Below are 20,176 nucleotides of genomic sequence, written 5' to 3'. Positions count from 1 at the left end.
GCCCTTCACATCGCCTTGCAGGGAGCCTCTGAGCTGAGCGCTGACTCCCGAGTCTGCGTTGATTGACGTTTGGTCGCAGCAGAAAAGGCAACGCCCAAGCTCTCCTCCACGACGGGCAAGAGTCCATGGCCGATCATTGCAAACGCCGCGAGTTCGTGACCCATCCGCGTGACGTGCGCACGAAATTTCATATTGTTAATGAGAAATGATTCATAAGTTGATGATTTGCAACTAGTTAGTAATGGGCCAGCGTTTGTAGAAACTGACTACAACCGATCCCCGCTTAGCATGGCCGCCATGATCGCGGACCTCGACACCCGGGCAGTTGTCCATCTGCTGCTGCACGCCGCAGTGCCACTGGCGATCGCGCTCATCGGGTATCGCCAGCGCTGGGGACGCGCCTGGCTGTGGCTGCTTGCAGGCTGGCTGATCGATATCGACCACCTGCTCGCAGATCCCGTCTATGCCCCGGGCCGCTGCAGCATCGGCTTCCATCCCTTGCATACGGCTCCTGCGATCTCCGTGTACGCGCTGCTGTGCCTGCATCCGCGCACCCGGCTGTTCGGGATCGGGCTGCTCGTCCACATCGTCCTGGACGCAATCGACTGCCTGCTCATGCGATAAGGCTCCAGCCCGGGATCCCGGGCCCGCCTTAAGCTGGACCAAAGCTGGCGCCCTAGACTGGTGGCTCCAGTCGGGAGGCCGCCATGCGGGTACTGATCGTCGACGACTCCGAGCGCCTGCGCGAAGCCCTGCGCAGCGGCCTGGGAAGCATGGGCCTGGCCGTGGACGTCGCCGCCGACGGCCGCGCCGCGCTGGCCTTCCTCGATGCCGGCGAGTACGACGTGATCGTGCTCGACCTGCTGATGCCGAGGCTCGACGGCCGCGAAGTGCTGCGCGAGGTCCGCAGGCGCGGACTGGACGCGCGGGTGCTGGTGCTCTCCGCGCTCGATGGCGTCGATGAGCGGGTCGGCCGGCTCGACGACGGCGCCGACGACTATCTGGTCAAGCCGTTCTCGTTCGATGAGCTGCGTGCACGCGTCCTCGCCCTCGCGCGCCGGCGCCACGAACAGCCGTTGCCGGTACTCGAGCACCGCGGCCTGCGGCTGGACACGGCGCGCCGGACCGTGGGCGGGCCCGGCGGAACGATCGACCTGGGCCCCAAGGAGTACGCCCTGCTCGAAGTTCTGGTCCGCCATCCGGGCCGCGTCTACAGCCGGGCGCAGCTGTTCGAACGGTTGTACTCCGCCGACAGCGAGGCGTCCGACAAGGTCATCGAGGTGCTGCTCAGCACCCTGCGGGCCAAGCTCGCGCGCGGCGGGCTCGAGGACGTGATCGAGACCCGGCGGGGCTTCGGCTATGCCGCGCGTTAGGACCGTTTCGCTGAGGCAGCGCGTCATCCTCGGCGTCGCGGCGGCGTTGGCGCTGGCTCTGGGGGGACTCTTCCTGGCCCTGGACCTCGCGGTCGACCGTGAAATCTACCGCCGCTTCGATGTCGGCCTGTCTTCCCGCGCAAACGCCATCGCAGTCTATCTGGGCGCCCAGGTCGAGGGCGCGAACCCGATCGAACGCTGGATGCCGGAATTCCGCGAGGAAGGCCACACCGATTTCTTCCAGGCCTGGGATGCGCACGGAAACGTGGTCGCGCGCTCGCGCTCGGCGCAGACCAGCGACCTGCCCCGCCCCGCCGCCAGTGCCGCTGCCGGCACCACCTGGTTCGACCTGCCGCTCCCCGACGGCCACGCCGGGCGCGCGATCGTCCGCCGCTATCCTCTCGAGCCCGGGGACCCGCGCATCGCACTCGACCTGGTCGTGGCCGAGGAGCGCGAACAGCTGGATGCGCTCGAACGCCGCCTGCACCTGATGCTGGCGGTCGCGATCGCCCTGGCGCTGGGGATGGCGGTGCTGCTGGCGGCCAGCGGCGCGAGCCTGGGCCTGCGGCCGCTGGACCAGCTGGTCGGCCGCATCGCGACGATGCGCCTGCGCGAACCGCGCGACCGCCTCGACGACGGAAGCCTGCCACGCGAGCTGGCGCCCGTGGCACGGCGCTTCGACGAGGTGATCGACGTCCTGCTCGGCAACCTGGCGCGCGAACGCCGCTTCGCCCAGGACCTGGCCCACGAGCTGCGCACGCCGGTGGCCGAGCTGCGCGCGATCACCGAGACCAGCCTGATGCAGGAGGATCCCGCGCACCTGCGGCAGTCGCTGGAGGACCTGTCGCAGCTGGGGGCCGAGATGGATCGGACCGTCGCCGGCCTGCTCGCCCTCGCCCGCCACGAGGCCGGGCTGACGGTCGCGCAGCCGGAACCTCTGGACCTGGCCGGGCTGGTGCGCGCCGCATGCGCGCGGACTGCCGGACGCCAGGCGGAACGCGGACTCGAATGCATCCTTCGCCCTCCGATCGAAGCCTGGGTCAGCGCCGACGGCGCGATGAGCGCGCGCTTGCTGGCCATCCTGGTGGACAACACGGTTGAACATGCCCCGACAGGCAGCGCCATTGAAGTCGGACTCGCCACGGCGCCGCTGCGCCTGGTGATCGCCAATGCGGCACCCGGCCTCACGCCGGCCATGCTCCCCGAGCTGGGGCGGCGCTTCTTCCGCGCCGACGCCGTCGACGCGGACGATCGCGGCGGCGGCGCGCACGCCGGCCTCGGCCTGGCGCTGGCGCATGCGCTGGCGGCCGCGCAGGCGTTGAGCCTGGAGTTCCGGCTCGAGGATGGGCGGCTGTCGGTCGAGGTCGCCGGCTGGCGGGGGCTGGACGAGGCGACGGCTTAAGCGAAACGAAAGTTTGGCTCCCGACACTGGCGACGAACCCCGATTCCCGGAGCGTCCGTGTCCCCTCCCCGCGCTGCTTCCCTCCTCTTCCTCGCGCTCGCCGCGCTGCTGCTGCCCGCGGCCCGGGCCACGGCGCCCATCCCGCTGGCGCTGGAACCGGCCCAGGTCGAAGCCATGGCCTTGCTCTTCGCGCCTGCGGTCGACACCGCCTGGATCCCGGTGGCGCGCATCCCGGCCGAGGTGGAAATCGCTTCCGACGCGCAGTTCGCGCTGGTCGCGCCCTACCCCGGCACCCTGGCCGAGATCCATGCGCCCGAAGGACGTGACGTCGCTGCCGGCGCGCCCCTGCTGTCGGTGGCCAGCCCGGCGTGGGCGGCGGCGCTGGCCGACGCCGCCGGGCGGGTGGCACGGCGCGACGCCGCGCTGCGCCAGGCTGCACGCGGCAAGGCCCTGCTCGATGCCGGCGTGATCGCCGCGCGCGAAGTCGAGGCGCTCCGCGCGGAGGCGACCGTCCTCGGCGCCGCCGCCCGCGCCGACCACGCCGTGACCGGCGGCGCCTCGCTGTCCGCCGACGGCACCGTGCTGGTGCGCGCCCCGCGCTCCGGCCGGCTGCTGCAGCGCGCAAGCGGCCACGGCCGTGCGCTCCAGCCCGGCGAACTGCTGGCGCGGATCGGCGAGCGCGACGAACGCGTCGTCATCGGCCGCGCGCCGGCGCGCCTGGCCGGCACGCTGGCACCGGGCATGCGTGCCACGGTCGGCGGCGCGGTCGGCGAACTGGACTCGGTGGCCGGAGCCATCGATCCAGGCAGCCGTACGATCACCGTCTCGGCACGGATGCCGGCCGGGGCCGGCCTGCCGGGTGCACTGGTCGAACTCGCGATCGATCGCGCCGCCCCGGTCGGCACCCGGCGCGTGCCGGCCAGCGCCGTGGTCGGCATCGCTTCGGGTGACGCGGTCTTCGCCCGCCTCGGCGACGCCATCGCGATGATCCCGGTGCAGGTGCACTACCGCGACGGCAGCCAGGCCTGGGTCGGCGGCCTGCCGGCGGGCATCGACGTGGTCTCACGGGGAGTGCTCGCGCTCAAGGCGGTGGCGGAATCCCTGCCCGACGCAGGGAACCGCTGACATGCTGTCGCGCCTGATCGCGTGGTCGCTGTCGCAGCGGCTGCTGGTCGCGCTGGCGGCCCTCGCCCTCGCCTTCGCCGGCGTGGTCGCCTGGCAGGGGCTGCCGGTCGACGCCTTCCCGGACATCGCGCCCACCCAGGTCAAACTGATCCTCAAGGCCCCGGGCATGACCCCGGGCGAGGTCGAACAGCGGGTCGTGGTGCCGCTGGAAATGGAGCTGCTGGGCATTCCGCGGCAGACCATGATGCGCGCCTCGGCCAAGTACGCGCTGGCCGACATCACCCTCGACTTCGAGCAGGGCACCGACATCTACTGGGCGCGCCAGCAGGTGGCCGAGCGCTTCGCGGCCGCCTCCGGCGACCTGCCGCCCGAACTCGACGGCGGCCTGGCACCCATCGCCACCCCGCTGTCGGACATGTACATGTTCACGATCGAGGGCGAGGACCATTCGCTGGCCGAGCGCCGCGAGGTGCTCGACTGGGTGATCCGCCCCGCTCTGCGCTCGGTCCCCGGCGTCGCCGACGTCAACGCGCTCGGCGGCCGCGTGCGCACCTGGGAAGTGGTCCCCGACCGCGCCGCCATGGCTGCGGCCGGGCTGGGCATCGACGAGCTGGAAACGGCGCTGGCCGCGAACAACCACAACGACGGCGCCGGCCGTCTCGACGAGGGCGAGGAATCGCTGGTGGTGCGCGTGACCGGCGCGATCACCGGCGCCGCCGACATCGAGGCCACCGTGGTCGCCGAACGCGACGGTCTCACGTGGCGCGTCGGTGACGTCGCCGCGGTGCGCGAGGGCGCGCTGACCCGCTACGGCGTGGTGACGAAGGACGGCCGGGGCGAGGCGGTGCAGGGCCTGGTGGTCGGGCTGCGCGGAGCCAATGCCTCGGCCGTGGTCGACGGGGTCAAGGCGCGGCTGGCCGAGCTGGCGCCGAGCCTGCCGCCCGGGATGCGCATCGAACCCTTCTACGATCGCAGCGATCTCATCGCGCGCGCCACCGGTACCGTCGGCAAGGCGCTGGTCGAGGCGATGGTGCTGGTGGTGGTGCTGTTGCTGCTGTTCCTGGGCAACGTGCGCGCGGCCGTGGTGGTGGCGGTGACCCTGCCGCTGTCGGTGCTGGCGACCTTCCTGGTGATGCGGCTGACCGGGCTGAGCGCGAACCTGATGAGCCTGGGCGGACTGGCCATCGCGATCGGCATGCTGGTCGACGCCGCTGTGGTGGTGGTGGAGAACACCGAAGAGCAGCTTGCCGCCGCGCATCCCGGTGACGGCGTCCCGCGGCTGCACTGGGTGTGGCGCGCGACCGCCGAGGTCGCCGCGCCGGTGACCTCGGGCATCCTGATCATCGGCCTCGTGTTCACCCCGCTGCTCACCCTGCAGGGGCTGGAGGGGCGGATGTTCAGCCCGGTGGCGCTGACCATCGTGTTCGCGCTGGGCGCCTCGCTGCTGCTGTCGCTGACGGTGGTGCCGGTGCTGGCCTCCTGGCTGCTGCGCAGCGGGCACCACGAGCCGTGGCTGATGCGCCGGATCGCGCCGACCTATGCACGTGCCCTGCAGGCGACCCTCGCCCATCCGCGGCGCGCGGTGCTGGCCGCGCTGGCCGCGCTGGTGCTGGCGGCGCTGGCATGGTTTGGCATCGGCAAGACTTTCATGCCGACCCTGGACGAGGGCGCGATCCTGGTGCAGCTGGAAAAGCTGCCTTCGGCCAACCTCGACGCCAGCGGCGAGGTCGACCTGGCGGTGCAGCGCGCGATCCTGGCCGAGGTGCCCGAGGTGCGCAGCATCATCGCCCGCGCAGGCGCCGACGAACTCGGCTTCGACCCGATGGGGCTCAACCAGACCGACAGTTTCCTGGTGCTCGCGCCCAAGGACGAGTGGCGCAAACCGGACAAGGACTGGCTGGCCGAGCAGCTGCGCGTGGTGCTCGAGCGCTTCCCGGGCACCGCCTACGCCTTCACCCAGCCGATCGAGATGCGCGTGTCGGAAATGCTGACCGGCGCCCGCGGGGACGTCGCGATCAAGCTCTTCGGGCCGGACCTCGCGGAGCTCGAACTGCTGTCCGCGCAGGTCGAGGAGGCGGTGCGCGCGGTGCCCGGCGCCGAGGATGTGTACCGGCTGGCCAATGACGGCGTGCAGTACCTGGAGATCGAGGTCGACCGGCTCGCCGCCGGCCGCGCGGGCTTCGACGTGGCGGCGCTGCAGCGGGAGCTGCGCGCCCAGGTCGAAGGCGTGGCGGTCGGAGTGGTGGTCGAGGGCGGCCGCCGCATCCCGCTGGTGGTCCGCGGCGAGGAGGCGCTGCGCAGTGATCCGGCGCGTTTCGCCGACCTCGAACTGGTGTCGCCCGGCGGCCAGCGCGTGCGCGTGGGCGACATCGCCAGGGTGGAGCGCGTCGAGGGGCCGGTGAAGGTGGACCGCGAGGCCGGCTCGCGCTACGCCCTGGTGCAGGCCAACGTGGCCGGCCGCGACCTGGTCGGCTTCGTCGACGAGGCACGCGCCGCGGTCGACCGGGCCGTACCGCTGGCGCCGGGCTATCGCCTGGAATGGGGCGGCCAGTTCGAGAACCAGCAGCGCGCCTCGGCGCGCCTGGCGCTGGTGGTGCCGGTGGCGCTGGGGCTGATCTTCGTGGTGCTGTTCACCAGCCTCGGCGGCACGCGGCCGGCGCTGCTGGTGCTGGCCAACATTCCGTTCGCCCTGGTGGGTGGCGTGCTGGCGCTTTGGCTTGCCGGCGAGTACGTCTCGGTGCCGGCTTCGGTCGGCTTCATCGCCCTGCTCGGCATCGCGGTGCTCAACGGCACGGTGATGGCGAGCCACTTCAACGACCTGCGCGCGCGCGGCATGCCGATGGCGCAGGTGGTGGTGGACGGTGCGATGCGGCGCCTGCGCCCGGTGCTGATGACCGCCTCGATCACCGCGTTGGGACTGGTGCCGCTGCTGCTGGCCACCGGCCCGGTTCGGAAATCCAGCGCCCGCTGGCGATCGTCGTGGTCGGCGGCCTGGCGACCGCCACCCCGCTCACCCTGCTGATGCTGCCGCTGCTGTTCCTGCGCTTCGGCCAGCCGCGCCCCCGGAGCACGCCATGAACGACCCCTCCCTGGTCCAGCTCGCGCTGGCCTTTCCACCCCCGGCGGAGCGTCCCCTGCTCGCGCTGCTGCTCGAACTCGATCCCGGGCTGGGCGGATTCTCCACGGTGGCCGCCGCCGGCCATGGTCATGGCTTCGACAACGCGTCGGTGCAGGAGCTGGTGCGTGGCCATGCCGACCGCCGCCTGCTGCTGGCGGTGATGCCGCGGGCCTCCGCCGAACGACTCCTCGAAGGGCTGCGCGAGCGGATGTCCGCGGCCGGCATCACGTGGTGGCTGACGCCGGTCCTGGATTTCGGGAGGCTGGCATGAAGCGGCCCGGGACGACCTTGCTGGCGATCGCCCTCGCCGTCGCGCTGATATCGGCATCCGCGCTGGCAGGGACCGCGGGACCGGCCCCGGCCCAGCCCCCCCGGATTGCCGCCCGGAGTGATGCGCACGCTGCCGGATCGCACCGGAGCCCTTGCCGCGATCGAAGCCCATCCGGGCGTCGAACGCGCGCGCGGCGAGCGGCTTGCCGCCCATGCCCGCGCCGGCGGCCGCCAGCGCGGACCGCACGACTGGATCGCCGGCGGACAATGGCAGGAGCGCGACACCGGCGCCGGCGGCCGCTTCGAGGAATGGGAACTCAGCCTGCAGCGCGGCGTGCGCCTGCCGGGCAAGGCGGCGCTGGACCACGGCATCGCCGACCTCGAACTCGGTGTCGGCGCGGACACGCTGGCCGACGCCCGCCATGTCGCGGCGACCGGTCTGCTCCACGCCTGGGTCGAATGGCTGGCCGCAAGCGAGCTGGTCGGCCTGGCGCGCGAAGCCGCGAGCACCGCCGGTCGGGATCTCGAGGCGACCACGCTGCGCTTCGATGCCGGCCACGCCGCGGCCGCCGAACGCGACGCGGCCATGGCGGCCGAAGCACGTGCGCGGCGTGCGCTCGAGGATGCGGCCCTGCGGGAACAGGAGGCGCGGCTGGCGCTGGCGCTGCGCTACCCGGACCTGCACCTGCCCACGCAGGCGCCGCTCATTGCGGTCCCCGGCGACGAAAGCATCGACTGGGAGGCATGGGCGGCGCGCGTCGTCGAGGTCAGCCATGACATCACACTGGCCGAAGGGCGCGCCCGGCTGGCCGAGCGCCGCGCCGAGCGCGCCCGGCTCGACCGCCGCGCCGATCCGAGCATCGGCCTGCGCGCGGTGTCCGAACGCGGCGGCGAAGACACCGTGCTGGGGGTGTTCTTCAGCGTGCCCCTGGGTGCGGGCCCCCGTCGCGCGGTCGCCGAAGAAGAGGCCGCCATGGCCACGGCGTCATGGGCGGATGCGGCGGCTTCGCGGACCGAGGTCACCCTGCAGGCGCGCACCCTTGCACGCCGCGCTGCGCTCCAGGCGAATGCCTGGGCGCTTGCCGACGCCGCGGCGCGGGCGCAGGCCCGGGAGGCGGAACGCCTGGCCCGCGGCCATGCGCTGGACGGCGTCGACCTGGCCGACCTGCTGGCAGCCCGCCGACGCGCGGCCGAGGCTGCGATGGCCGAAGTCGAGGCCCGCGCCCTGGCCTTCTCCTCGGCGGCCGGTCTGCTGCTGGATGCCCATGCCTACTGGATCGAGGATGACGGCCATTCCGAGGACGGGTGAAGTCCCCTGAGGGTTGCGCGGCTTGGATGGGCGCGCCTGCGCTTAACGGCTTGCCGACGGATGTCCGACCGCGCTCGGACACGCCGCGACGCAGGATGCGGCCCTCTCCACTACCCCCGGTTCCCGAATGTCGGCTGCGTCCAGGCCGCTCGCACCTGCCTTCGGTCGAGGGCGTGCCGGCACCGTGCCCTTGCCCGCCCGTTCCGGGCCGCTGGCGGCGCTCCTTCGCTGGCGCCCGGTGTTGCGCAGCGAAACCCTGATCCTGCTCGCCAGCCTGTACTTCACCGCGCTCTCGAACCCGGTGTTCTGGAAGGCGGCGGTGCCGGCACCGATCGCGCCGCGGTGGATCCTGTCGCTGGTGCTGATGGCCGTCGCGGCTCAGGGCTTCCTGCTGGGCCTGCTGCTGTGGCCACGCATCTGGCGCGGCATGCTCTTCGCGCTGGTGCTGCTGGCGGCCATCGCAGGCCATTACATGGCGGCCTATGGCATCTACATCGATGCCGACATGGTCCGCAACGTGGTCAACACCGACTGGGCGGAGGCCCGCGATCTGCTCGGCCCCGACGTCCTGCGGCCGTTGCTGGTGTCGCTGCCAGCGCTGCTGTTCCTGGCCCGGGTGCGGATCACGCCGCGCCGGCCGGGCCGCGTCCTGCTGGTGCGCGCGATGTTCCTCGTCGCCATGGTCATGCTCGGACTGGCCGGTGCGGCGGTCTCGATGCAGTCCCTGTCCTCCTTCCTGCGCAACCAGCGCGAGGTGCGCTACCTGCTCACGCCCGCCAATGCGGTCGTCTCGCTGGCCAAGGTCGCCAGCGAGCGCCCCCGCTCGGCGCGCGTGCAGCTGCCCATCGGCGAGGATGCCGTGCAGCTGCCGGCGGCGACCATGCGCAGGCCCCGGCTGCTGGTCCTGGTGGTCGGAGAAACCGCGCGCGCGGCCAACTGGGGCCTCGGCGGCTACCACCGGCAGACCACGCCGGCGCTGGCCAGGCGCGACGTCGTCAACTATCCGCATGTCACCGCCTGCGGCAGCAGCACCGAAGTCTCCCTGCCCTGCATGTTCTCGCCGCAGGGACGCGCCGACTATGACGGGAAGGCCATCCGCGGCCACCAATCGGTGCTGCATGTGCTCCAGCGCGCAGGAGTCTCGGTGCTGTGGCGCGACAACCAGTCCGGTTGCAAGGGCGTCTGCAGCGGCCTCGCGTTCGAGGACTTCAGGGGCGGCACGGATCGGGATCTCTGCCGTGGCGCGCACTGCTTCGACGGCATCCTGGTCCGCGACCTCGCCGCGGCCGCGCGCCGGGAGCCCGGCGACCGGGTGCTCGTGCTGCACATGCTCGGAAACCACGGCCCGACCTACTCGGAGCGCTATCCCGCCGGATTCGCCCGCTACACGCCGGTGTGCGCGACCTCGGACCTGGGCCGCTGCGAGCGCGCGCACATCGTCAACGCCTATGACAACGCCCTGCTCTACACCGACCACGTGCTGGGCCAGGCGATCGACGCGCTTGCCGGGATGGAAGACTACGATACCGCCCTGCTCTACCTGTCCGACCACGGGGAATCGCTGGGCGAGAACCGGCTGTACCTGCATGGCATGCCTCATGCCATTGCGCCCGTCGAACAGCTGCGGGTGCCGATGGTCGCCTGGTTCTCACGGGGATGGCGCCGGCAGACCGGGCTCGACATCGCCTGCGTGCGCGGGAGCGCCGGGCTGGAGTACACGCACGACAACCTGTTCCATACCCTGCTCGGGCTCACCGACGTGCGCACGACGCTGTACGATCCCGGGCGCGACATCTACCTCCCCTGTCGCCGGGGCAGCCAGGCGCATGCGGGTGAGGCCGGGCCGGGACCCTATGGCAGGCCTTGACCGGAGTCAAGGCATGCCTCCCGACCCTGCTTCAGTATCCCCTCCATGGACGCCTCCCAGCCCTTCGATGCCGACCTGCTCCGCCGCTATGACCGGCCGGGGCCGCGCTACACCTCCTATCCCACCGCGCCGCAGTTCAGCAGCGCGTTCGGGGAGGACCAGCTGCGCGAAGCCGCGGCGGCCAGCAATGGGGACCCGATCCCGCGTCGGCTGTCGCTCTACGTCCACGTCCCCTTCTGCGTCAGCCCCTGCTTCTACTGCGGCTGCAACCGCATCATCACCCGCGACAAGTCCCGCGCCGAGACCTACCTGGCGAGGCTGTACCGGGAGATCGACATGACCGCGGCGCTGTTCGACCGCGACCGCGAGGTGGTCCAGCTGCACCTGGGCGGCGGCACTCCGAACTTCATGGATCCGTCGCAGATCGGCGAACTGGTCGATGCCCTGCGCCGCCAGTACCACTTCGCCCGGCCGGAGGAAAGCGACATCTCGATCGAGCTCGACCCGCGCTTCGTGTCGCCGGCCGACATCGCCGAGCTCGGCCGCATCGGCTTCAATCGGGCGAGCTTCGGCGTCCAGGACTTCGACCCGGTGGTACAGGAGGCGGTCAACCGCATCCAGTCGGTGGAGGAAACGCGCGCGGTGGTCGAGGCCTGTCGCGCCAACGGCTTCCGCTCGGTCAACGTCGACCTGATCTACGGTCTTCCCCGGCAGAACCCCGAGGGCTTCGCGCGCACGCTCGACACCGTTCTGGAGATGCGCCCGGACCGCCTGGCGGTCTACGGCTATGCCCACCTGCCCGAGGTCTTCCGCCCGCAGAACCGGATCAAGGCCGAGGACCTGCCCAGCCCCGAGGAGAAGCTCGGCCTGCTGGAGCTGGCGATCCGGAAGCTGTCGGCCGCCGGCTACGAATACATCGGCATGGACCATTTCGCCCTGCCCGACGACGACCTGGCCATGGCCCAGGCCCGGGGCAGCCTGCACCGCAACTTCATGGGCTACACCACCCATGCCGACAGCGACCTGATCGGCATGGGCGTGAGCGCCATCAGCCATATCGGCGACACCTTCAGCCAGAACCCGCGCGACCTGCCCTCGTGGCAGCTCGCGATCGACGAGGGCCGCCTGCCGGTGTTCCGCGGCATGCAGCTCGACGAGGACGACGTCATCCGCGCGGATCTGATCCAGCAGCTGATGTGCCAGGCCGAGGTGCCGATGGATGCGCTGGAGCGGCGCCATGCCATTGTTTTCAAAGACTATTTCGCCGAAGGGCTGGAGAAGCTGAAGCCCCTGGAGGAGGACGGTCTGGTACGCATCGAACCTCGCCGGATCAGAGTGACCGCGCGCGGACGGCTGCTCTTGCGTAACATTGCCATGTGCTTCGACCGCTATCTCACCCCGCCCCCCGCCGACCCGGACACCCGGCCCCGCTTCTCCCGCGCCATCTGACGCCGGGGGAGGTCCGTCCGTGGTGAACAAGGTCGCGTTTCCGCGCGTCGATCCCAGCATCCTGGCCGACGATGGCGACGAGCTGCACTTCTGTTCCACCTGTGCGTTCTCCCAGGCCTGCATGGCCCAGGGCATGGACAAGGCCTCGCTGGGCGAGTTGCACATGCTGGTCGAGCACGTCGGCCCGCTGCATGCCGGCGACCACGTGTTCCGCGTGGGCGATCCGTTCGAGGCGATCGCCGCGGTGCGGGCCGGCACGGTCAAGACCTACATCATCGATGCCAACGGCCGCGAGCACGTGCTCGGCTTCCATTTCCCGGGCGAGGTGATCGGCCTGGACGGCATCGACGGCGACACCTACCCATGCAACGCCGTGGCCCTGGACACGGTCATGCTGTGCCGGTTCTCGTTTCCGAAGATCTCGGTGCTGGCCGGGAAGCTGCCCGGCCTGCAGCAGCACCTGTTCCGCCTGCTGAGCCGCAGCATCGGCCGTGCCGCGCTTCTGGCCGGCGACTGGACCGCCGACGAGCGCATGGCGGCGTTCCTGATCGGACTCTCCCGGAGACTCGAGGCGCGCGGCTTCTCGCCCGACCGCTTCCAGCTGACCATGGCGCGGACCGACATCGCCAACTACCTGCGGCTGGCGCCGGAAACCGTCAGTCGCGTGCTCAAGCGCTTCCAGCGCGATGGCATGATCGCCGTCGACCGCCGCGAACTCGAACTCCTCGATCGCGTCCAACTCGAGACGCTCGCAGGTCCCGTCCTGCGCAGCTGAGTCCTCCGCTCGCACCGGACAACGCCGGTTCACTTCTGCTTGACCCACGTCAGTTCGTTTTTCTCGGCCACTCGTCAGGATTGCGCCGGCACAAAGCCTGTGTCCGAGGAGAGTTGAATGGATACCACCAAACGACTGTGGTGGGGGCTGTCCGCCCTGCTGATGGTCACGTTCGCTGTCATGTTGTGGATGGGTCGCGAGATCCATCAGCAGGCACCCCCGCTTCCATCGAAGATCGTGACCCAGAGCGGCCAGGTGGTCTTCACGAAGCAGGAACTGGAAACCGGTCGCCAGGTCTGGCAGAGCTTCGGTGGACAGCAGATCGGCTCGATCTGGGGCCACGGTGCCCTGCTGGCGCCCGACTGGTCGGCCGAATGGCTGCACCGCGAGGCCCTGGCGATGCTGGAAGGCCGGGCGCAGGCCCAGTACGGCGCTTCGTACGGCTCCCTGCCCGCGGACGACCAGGCCCGCCTCCAGGCGCAGCTGCGGCCCGACATCCGCATCAACACCTACAACGGTTCCGAGGACACCCTCGTCATCAGCGACGAGCGTGCCCGCGCCATCGAGGTGGTGAGCGCGCACTACGACAGCGTGTTCTCCGACGACCCGGCCAGCGCCCATCTGCGCGAGACCTACGCCCTGCGCGAAAACCCCATCCCGGACGCCGAGCACCGGCGCCTGATGTCGGGCTTCTTCTTCTGGGCGTCCTGGGCCACGGTGACCGAGCGCCCGGACAGCGAGATCAGCTATACCCACAACTTCCCGCACGACCCCCTGGTCGGCAACACTCCGACCTCCAGCAGCCTGATGTGGTCGCTCTTCAGCGTCCTGCTGATGATCGCCGGCATCGCCCTGCTGGTCTGGCACTACGCCGTCAGCCACGGCAAGGAAACGCCGCTCGTGCCGCCGAAGAGCGACCCGTCGCTGTCGATCGCGGTGACGCCTTCGATGCGCGCGGTGTCCAAGTACTTCTGGCTGGTGATGGCGCTGTTCCTGGTGCAGATCCTGCTGGGTGCGACCACCGCCCACTACCAGGTGGAAGGCCAGGCCGCATACGGCCTGCCGCTGGCGGAATACCTGCCCTACACGCTGACCCGCACCTGGCACACCCAGCTGGCGATCCTCTGGATCGCGACCGCCTGGCTGGGCACCGGCCTGTACCTGGCGCCGGCGATCTCGGGGCATGAGCCGAAGTTCCAGCGCTTCGGAGTCAACTTCCTGTTCATCAGCCTGATCCTGATCGTGGTCGGCTCGTTCGCCGGCCAGTGGATGGCGGTGATGAACAAGCTCGGCCTGGACAGGAACTTCTGGTTCGGCCACCAGGGCTGGGAGTACACCGACATCGGCCGCTTCTGGCAGATCTATCTCTTCATCGGCCTCCTGCTGTGGCTGACCCTGATGGGACGTGCCCTGTGGCCCGCGCTCAAGCGCAGGGACGAGATGTCCTCGATCGCCGGCCTGCTGTTCCTGTCGGTGGTCGCCATCGGCCTGCTGTACGCGGCCGGTCTGATGTGGCGCGAGCACTCGCACATCTCGATCATCACCTACTGGCGCTTCTGGATCATCCACCTGTGGGTGGAGGGCTTCTTCGAGGTGTTCGCGGTCGCGGTGATCAGCTTCATCTTCGTCAAGCTGGGCCTGGTGCGCGGCAGGACGGCGACCAACAGCGTGCTCTTCGCCACCATCATCTTCATGGCCGGCGGCGTGCTGGGCCTCTTCCACCACCTGTACTTCGCCGGCACGACCACGGCGGTGATCGCGGTGGGCTCGAGCATCTCGGCGCTGGAAGTGGTCCCGCTGGCGCTGATCGGCTGGGAGGCCTACGAGACCTGGCAGAACGGCCGCGCCACGCCCTGGATGCAGCGCTACAAGTGGCCGATCATGTGCTTCCTGGCGGTCAGCTTCTGGAACCTGGTCGGGGCCGGCCTGCTGGGCTTCCTGATCAACACGCCGATCGCGCTGTACTTCATGCAGGGCACCAACCTGACCGCGGCCCACGGCCACACCGCCCTGTTCGGCGTGTACGGCATGCTCGGCATCGGCCTGATGCTGTACTGCCTGCGCGGCCTCAAGCCCAACCTGGTCTGGCGCGAGGGCCTGCTGCGTTCGGGCTTCTGGGCGCTCAACATCGGTCTGGCCCTGATGACCGTGCTGACCCTGCTGCCGCTGGGCGTGCTGCAGCTCGAGGCCAGCATCAACGACGGCTACTGGTATGCACGCTCGGCCGAGTTCATGGGCCGTCCGATCATCGACATGCTGGTCTGGATGCGTACCCCGGGCGACGTGATCTTCGCCTGCGGCGCACTGCTGATCGGCCTGTTCGTGGCTTCGCTCTGGCTCTCGCCGGGTCGCCGCCGCGAGCCCGTCGGCGACCGGCTCGGCAACGAAGCCTGATCGTTTCCCGGCGCATGGCCGGAGGGGGCGGACGCAGTCCGCCCCCTTTTTTTTCAGGTTTTTCTCCTGATCGATGGACGCTCCGTTCGAGTCCGGCCCGCCCGCCACGGACGCTCCGCTCGAGTCCTGGCCGCCCGCCACGGATGCAGGGGGGGGATGCCCAGCCGGATTCTCCGCGTCCTGCTCCCGGATCCGGCCGCCGGCCATCCATGGCCGGCTCTGGGCATCCCCCCTGCATCCGCGGCGGGCACGACCTTTGGTCGCGGTCGGGACGAGGGCCACGTCGACGTCGAAACGGGGCGTTATGACTAGGAGCCCGGCTCCGCCGCTCTTGATCCTCCTCCCGAAGCCGCAGAACGTCGGAACCCGTCCCGCGTACAGGGGGTGTGCGGACAGCCGGCCATGGATGGCCGGCGGCCGGCCGATGGGAGCAGGACGCGGAGACGGCCGGGGGAGCACACCCCCTGTGCGCGGGACGGGCTGCGCGGACCCCAACGAAGCGACTTCAAGGCGCGACCGTGCGCCAGAAGCACGACAACGCGCCAACTGCATGCCGTCACCCCCGGAGTCCGGAGAAGAACCATTTTTCATCTCCCGCAGAACGCCTGAGCCCTCACCAGCGCTCCCGGTGACCTGGGTCAAGGCCGCTCCGCCGCCGGAAGGCCCACACTTGCGCCATGGACACACGATCCGATGCCCGCCTCTCGCCGCGGCTGCTCGCCGCCGCCCCCCCACCGCATCATGTTCTTCGTCGGCGCCGGCAACGTGCTGCTGGCGATGGCGTGGTGGACAGCCTGGCTGGCCGCAGCGCGCTGGCCGGGCCTGCTGTCGATGTCGCAGCCGGACCCGTACGCCGGCTGGCTGCACGCCATCGTCATGCAGTACCAGATGCTGCCGAGCTTCATCTTCGGCTTCCTGCTGACCACGTTCCCGAAGTGGATGGGACTGCCCGAGGCGGCGCGCTGGCACTACGTGCCGGTGGGCCTGGGCATGTTCGGCGGACAGATCGCGACGCTCCTCGGGGCCCTGGGCGCGCCTGCCGGCATCGAGATCGGTCTGGCCATGACCCTGGCCGGCTGGACGGCCGGGCTGTGCTTCCTCGGCGACCTGGTGCTGCGCGACCGCAACCGCACCTGGCATGCACGCTCCTGCTTCGCGGCCCTGCTGATGGGCTGGATCGGGCTGGCGGCGTTCGGCGCGGCATTGCTGGTCGGGTCGCCGTCATGGATCTTCGCCAGCATCAAGATCGGCACCTTCGGCCTGCTGCTGCCGGTCTACCTGACGGTGGCGCACCGGATGTTCCCGTTCTTCGCGGGCAACGTGGTGCCCGGCTATGTCTCCTGGCGGCCACTGTGGCTGCTGGGGGCGTTCTGGGCGCTGTGCCTGCTGCACCTGGCCCTCGAACTGGTGCACGCCTACGCCTGGCTGTGGCTGGCTGACCTGCCGCTGCTGGGCCTGTCCCTGCTCGCGCTGTGGCGCTGGTGGCCGCGCGGACCCAAGCCGGGGATCCTCGCAGTGCTGTTCCTCGGCCTGGCCTGGCTGCCGGTGACCTTCGGGCTGTATGCGGTGCAGAGCCTGGTCTACTTCGCCGGCGAGGGCTTCGTCCTCGGCCGGGCGCCCGCACATGCCCTGTTCGTGGGCTTCTTCGGCAGCCTGCTGGTGGCGATGGTCACCCGGGTCACCCAGGGCCATTCCGGCCGCAGGATCGAGATGCCGGGGGTGGCCTGGTTCGCCTTCATCGCCATCCAGGTGGTGGCGATCGTCCGCATCCTCGCCGACGTCGCGAGCGATCCGGGTGCCTGGTGGGCGGTGGCCGCGCTCGGCTGGCTGGTGGCTCTGGGTCCCTGGGTGGCGCGACTCGGCAGGATCTACCTGTCGCCGCGAGCCGACGGGAGGCCGGGATAGCGAGATGATCGAGTTCTATCCGCAGATCAAGTGGGTGCACGTCGCCGCGGTGATGGCCAGCGGGCTGCTGTTCGCGCTGCGCGGCCTGCTGGTCCAGTTCGGGCAGCCGGGCTGGGCGCTGGCCGCGCCGGTGCGCTACCTCAGTTACGCCATCGACACCACCCTGCTCACCGCGGCGCTGATGCTGCTGACCATCCTGCCCGGTGCCCTGTTCGCCAATGGCTGGCTCACCGCGAAGATCGTGCTGCTGGTAGCCTACGTGGCCCTGGGCATGTTCGCGCTCAGGCGCGGCCGCTCGGCGCGGGTGCGTACGGCGTGCTATGTCGCGGCCGTCGCGACCTTCGCCTTCATGTACAGCATCGCGCGGGCCCACCATCCGGGCGGCGTGTTCTGGCTGCTGGCTGCCGCTTGACCCACGTCATGGCGCGGACCGGTCACGGCGACAATACTTTGCCCATACGCTGAATCCATCCCCACAGGAGATCCACCATGAAGCACCTGGTCATCGCAGCCCTCGGCCTCGGCCTGCTCGCCTTCGGTGGCACCGCCGCCGCGGCCGATTGCACGATCAAGCTCAAGGGCGACGACCGCATGCAGTTCGACCAGAAGGAAATCACCGTGTCCGCCTCGTGCAAGACGATCAGCATCGAGCTCGAGCACACCGGCCAGCTGCCGGTGGTGGCGATGGGACACAACGTTGTCGTCGCCGCAACGGCGGACGTCCAGGCGATCAACGCCGCTGGCGCCAAGGCCGGCGCGGCCGCCGGTTATCTCCCCAAGGGTGATGCCAAGGTGCTCGGCGCCACCGACATGATCGGCGGCGGCGCGAAGACCAAGGCTTCGTTCCCGGGCAGCAAGCTGAAGGCGGGCGGCGATTACACCTTCTTCTGCTCCTTCCCCGGCCATGCCGCGCTGATGAAGGGCAAGCTGGTCGTCACCCCCTGAAGACCCGACGCGCACCCTCGGGGCGCGGAATCCTTTCCCCAGTGGGCGCGCCGGAAGGCGCGCCCTTTTTTTCGGTTCGTCGCCAGACTCCGGGGGGTGACGGCGTGCAGTTGGCGCGTTGTCGCGCTTCTGGCGCAGCGTCGCGCCTTGGAGTCGCCTCGTTGGGGTCCGCGCAGCCCGTCCCGCGTACAGGGGGTGTGCTCCCCCGGCCGTCTCCGCGTCCTGCTCCCACTGCCGGCCGCCGGCCATCCATGGCCGGCTGTCCGCACACCCCCTGTACGCGGGACGGGCTCCGACGTTCTGCGGCTTCGGGACGGAAGATCAACGGCGGAGCCGGGCTGCTCCCGGTCATGACGCCCTCCGTTTCGACGTGGACGTCGACGTGGCCCTCGTCCCGACCGCGACCAAAGGTCGTGCCCGCCGCGGATGCAGGGGGGGATGCCCAGAGCCGGTCATGGATGGCCGGCGGCCGGATCTGGCAGCAGGACGCGGAGAATCCGGCTGGGCATCCCCCCTGCGTCCGTGGCGGGCGACCCGGACTCGAAAGGAGAGAGAAGAACCTTTTTTTCGTCCGCGACATATAATGTGCGATGCAACATCGCCGCACGCCATCGGCGTCGGCCCTCGCAAGAAGCCCATCGGCGGGCTCCGGGGATATCCGCGCGAATTTGACCGCGATCAAACCCGCGCCCGGCCCCCTGCCGGACAATCCACGCCACGCAACCAAGGTCACCGCACATGTCCTCGACCCCAGCCACCGTATCGGCCAACGCCGTCGCCTGCGACCGCGGCGCCGCCAGGTCCGGTTATTACAACGACAAGGTCGTGCGCCAGTTCACGATCGCGACCGTGGTCTGGGGCATCGTCGGCATGGCCGTCGGCGTATTCATCGCCGCCCAGCTGTACTGGCCGACCCTCGGCGAAGGCATCCCGTGGCTGGGCTACGGCCGCCTCCGGCCGCTGCACACCAACGGCGTGATCTTCGCGTTCGGCGTCAGCGCGCTGTTCGCCACCAGCCTGCACGTGGTGCAGCGCACCTGCCACGTCCGCCTCATTTCCGACCGGCTGGCGGCGTTCGTCTTCTGGGGCTGGCAGGCGATCCTGGTGGCCGCCGTCATCACCCTGCCCCTGGGCATGACCCAGGGCAAGGAGTACGCCGAACTGGAATGGCCCATCGACTGGGCGATCGCGGTGGTCTGGGTGGCCTACGCGGTGCTGTACTTCGGCACCATCGCCAAGCGCCGCGTGCAGCACATCTACGTCGCCAACTGGTTCTTCGGTGCGTACATCATCACCATCGCGCTGCTGCACATCGTCAACAACATCGCGATCCCCTCGGGCTTCGCCAAGTCCTACCCGGTGTACAGCGGCGCGGTCGACGCCATGGTGCAGTGGTGGTACGGCCACAACGCGGTCGGCTTCCTGCTGACCACCGGCTTCCTCGGCATGATGTACTACTTCGTGCCCAAGCAGGCCGAGCGCCCCGTCTATTCCTACCGCCTGTCGATCGTCCACTTCTGGGCGCTGATCGCGGTCTACATGTGGGCCGGCCCGCACCACCTGCACTACACGGCCCTGCCCGACTGGGTGCAGTCGGTGGGCATGGTGTTCTCCATCGTGCTGCTTGCGCCCAGCTGGGGCGGTGCGATCAACGGCATCATGACCCTGTCCGGCGTCTGGTACAAACTGCGCACGGACCCCATCCTGAAGTTCCTGATCGTCGCGCTGTCGTTCTACATGATCGCGACCTTCGAGGGGCCGATGATGTCGATCAAGACGGTCAATTCTCTGTCGCACTACACCGACTGGACGGTCGGCCACGTGCACGCCGGGGCGCTCGGCTGGGTCGCGATGATCACGCTCGGCTCGATCTACTCGCTGATGCCGCGCGTGCTCGGCCTGAAGGAGATGTACTCGGTCAAGTGGATCGACGTGCATTTCTGGATGCACACCATCGGCGTGGTCTTCTACATCGTCTCGATGTGGATCGCCGGCGTGATGCAGGGCCTGATGTGGCGCGCGACCAACGCCGACGGCACGCTGACCTACAGCTTCGTCGAGTCGCTCAACGCCACTTATCCCTACTACCTCGTGCGCTTCGGCGGCGGCGTGCTGATCCTCGCGGGCATGCTGCTGATGGCGGTCAACACCTGGAAGACCTTCCAGATGGCCCGCGACCCGGTGCCGCAGCCCGTGCTGCCGCCCGATCCGTCCGATGCACGCGCGTCCACCCAGGCAGCCTGA

Annotated in this window: 14 protein-coding genes and 1 pseudogene; all 15 read left to right on the top strand. The window is 70.0% G+C overall.

Annotation, left to right across the window (positions count from 1 at the left end):
- Nucleotides 1-297: 297 nt before the first annotated feature.
- The 15 genes and pseudogenes from FPZ22_RS00745 (at nt 298) to ccoN (ending at nt 20,176) form a co-directional block, all read left to right on the top strand.
- Nucleotides 298-624: a DUF6122 family protein gene (locus tag FPZ22_RS00745; RefSeq protein ID WP_144889385.1), complete on the top strand. Its 327-nt coding sequence runs from the start codon at nt 298-300 to the stop codon at nt 622-624.
- Nucleotides 625-707: 83 nt separating this feature from the next.
- A complete protein-coding gene (locus FPZ22_RS00740; protein ID WP_144889383.1) occupies nt 708-1,373 on the top strand; it encodes a response regulator transcription factor in 666 nt (221 codons plus the stop codon).
- The gene (locus FPZ22_RS00735) at nt 1,360-2,775 is read left to right on the top strand and encodes a histidine kinase dimerization/phospho-acceptor domain-containing protein (RefSeq protein WP_144889382.1); all 1,416 of its coding nucleotides are present in this window, start codon (nt 1,360-1,362) and stop codon (nt 2,773-2,775) included. The genes FPZ22_RS00740 and FPZ22_RS00735 overlap by 14 nt, the downstream gene beginning before the upstream one ends.
- 57 nt (nt 2,776-2,832) lie before the next feature.
- A complete protein-coding gene (locus FPZ22_RS00730) occupies nt 2,833-3,900 on the top strand; it encodes an efflux RND transporter periplasmic adaptor subunit (RefSeq protein ID WP_144889380.1) in 1,068 nt (355 codons plus the stop codon).
- 1 nt (nt 3,901) lies between these two features.
- Nucleotides 3,902-6,978 (top strand): annotated as a pseudogene (locus FPZ22_RS00725) (efflux RND transporter permease subunit).
- On the top strand, nt 6,975-7,289 hold the full coding sequence (locus FPZ22_RS00720) for a DUF3240 family protein (RefSeq protein ID WP_144889378.1): 315 nt from the start codon (nt 6,975-6,977) through the stop codon (nt 7,287-7,289). Before FPZ22_RS00725 ends, FPZ22_RS00720 begins: the two are co-directional and overlap by 4 nt.
- A gap of 120 nt (nt 7,290-7,409) precedes the next feature.
- Complete coding sequence (locus FPZ22_RS00715; protein ID WP_144889376.1) at nt 7,410-8,597, top strand: TolC family protein; 1,188 nt, start codon at nt 7,410-7,412, stop codon at nt 8,595-8,597.
- 127 nt (nt 8,598-8,724) lie between these two features.
- A complete protein-coding gene (locus FPZ22_RS00710) occupies nt 8,725-10,464 on the top strand; it encodes a phosphoethanolamine transferase (protein WP_144889374.1) in 1,740 nt (579 codons plus the stop codon).
- A gap of 45 nt (nt 10,465-10,509) precedes the next feature.
- Complete coding sequence (gene hemN, locus FPZ22_RS00705; protein WP_144889372.1) at nt 10,510-11,913, top strand: oxygen-independent coproporphyrinogen III oxidase; 1,404 nt, start codon at nt 10,510-10,512, stop codon at nt 11,911-11,913.
- 22 nt (nt 11,914-11,935) lie between these two features.
- A complete protein-coding gene (locus FPZ22_RS00700) occupies nt 11,936-12,688 on the top strand; it encodes a helix-turn-helix domain-containing protein (RefSeq protein WP_246120795.1) in 753 nt (250 codons plus the stop codon).
- 117 nt (nt 12,689-12,805) lie between these two features.
- Nucleotides 12,806-15,082: a nitric-oxide reductase large subunit gene (locus FPZ22_RS00695; protein WP_144889370.1), complete on the top strand. Its 2,277-nt coding sequence runs from the start codon at nt 12,806-12,808 to the stop codon at nt 15,080-15,082.
- 741 nt (nt 15,083-15,823) lie between these two features.
- Nucleotides 15,824-16,987, top strand: a complete 1,164-nt coding sequence (locus FPZ22_RS00690; RefSeq protein WP_246120793.1) for an NnrS family protein — start codon at nt 15,824-15,826, stop codon at nt 16,985-16,987.
- 4 nt (nt 16,988-16,991) lie between these two features.
- Nucleotides 16,992-17,399: a SirB2 family protein gene (locus FPZ22_RS00685; RefSeq protein ID WP_144889366.1), complete on the top strand. Its 408-nt coding sequence runs from the start codon at nt 16,992-16,994 to the stop codon at nt 17,397-17,399.
- A 77-nt stretch (nt 17,400-17,476) separates the two neighbouring features.
- Complete coding sequence (gene azu, locus FPZ22_RS00680; RefSeq protein WP_144889364.1) at nt 17,477-17,932, top strand: azurin; 456 nt, start codon at nt 17,477-17,479, stop codon at nt 17,930-17,932.
- 870 nt (nt 17,933-18,802) lie between these two features.
- The gene (ccoN, locus tag FPZ22_RS00675; protein ID WP_246120961.1) at nt 18,803-20,176 is read left to right on the top strand and encodes a cytochrome-c oxidase, cbb3-type subunit I; all 1,374 of its coding nucleotides are present in this window, start codon (nt 18,803-18,805) and stop codon (nt 20,174-20,176) included.

Source organism: Luteimonas granuli (genome assembly GCF_007795095.1).
GTDB lineage: Bacteria > Pseudomonadota > Gammaproteobacteria > Xanthomonadales > Xanthomonadaceae > Luteimonas > Luteimonas granuli.
This window is presented reverse-complemented; position numbering and strand designations above follow the sequence as displayed.

Excerpts from the sequence above, each read along its gene's own strand:
- FPZ22_RS00745 (WP_144889385.1), top strand. The coding sequence starts at position 298 with ATGATCGCGGACCTCGACACCCGGGCAGTTGTCCATCTGCTGCTGCAC.
- FPZ22_RS00740 (WP_144889383.1), top strand. The coding sequence starts at position 708 with ATGCGGGTACTGATCGTCGACGACTCCGAGCGCCTGCGCGAAGCCCTG.
- FPZ22_RS00735 (WP_144889382.1), top strand. The coding sequence starts at position 1,360 with ATGCCGCGCGTTAGGACCGTTTCGCTGAGGCAGCGCGTCATCCTCGGC.
- FPZ22_RS00720 (WP_144889378.1), top strand. The coding sequence starts at position 6,975 with ATGAACGACCCCTCCCTGGTCCAGCTCGCGCTGGCCTTTCCACCCCCG.
- FPZ22_RS00715 (WP_144889376.1), top strand. The coding sequence starts at position 7,410 with ATGCGCACGCTGCCGGATCGCACCGGAGCCCTTGCCGCGATCGAAGCC.
- FPZ22_RS00710 (WP_144889374.1), top strand. The coding sequence starts at position 8,725 with ATGTCGGCTGCGTCCAGGCCGCTCGCACCTGCCTTCGGTCGAGGGCGT.
- hemN (WP_144889372.1), top strand. The coding sequence starts at position 10,510 with ATGGACGCCTCCCAGCCCTTCGATGCCGACCTGCTCCGCCGCTATGAC.
- FPZ22_RS00695 (WP_144889370.1), top strand. The coding sequence starts at position 12,806 with ATGGATACCACCAAACGACTGTGGTGGGGGCTGTCCGCCCTGCTGATG.
- FPZ22_RS00690 (WP_246120793.1), top strand. The coding sequence starts at position 15,824 with ATGTTCTTCGTCGGCGCCGGCAACGTGCTGCTGGCGATGGCGTGGTGG.
- FPZ22_RS00685 (WP_144889366.1), top strand. The coding sequence starts at position 16,992 with ATGATCGAGTTCTATCCGCAGATCAAGTGGGTGCACGTCGCCGCGGTG.
- azu (WP_144889364.1), top strand. The coding sequence starts at position 17,477 with ATGAAGCACCTGGTCATCGCAGCCCTCGGCCTCGGCCTGCTCGCCTTC.
- ccoN (WP_246120961.1), top strand. The coding sequence starts at position 18,803 with ATGGCCGTCGGCGTATTCATCGCCGCCCAGCTGTACTGGCCGACCCTC.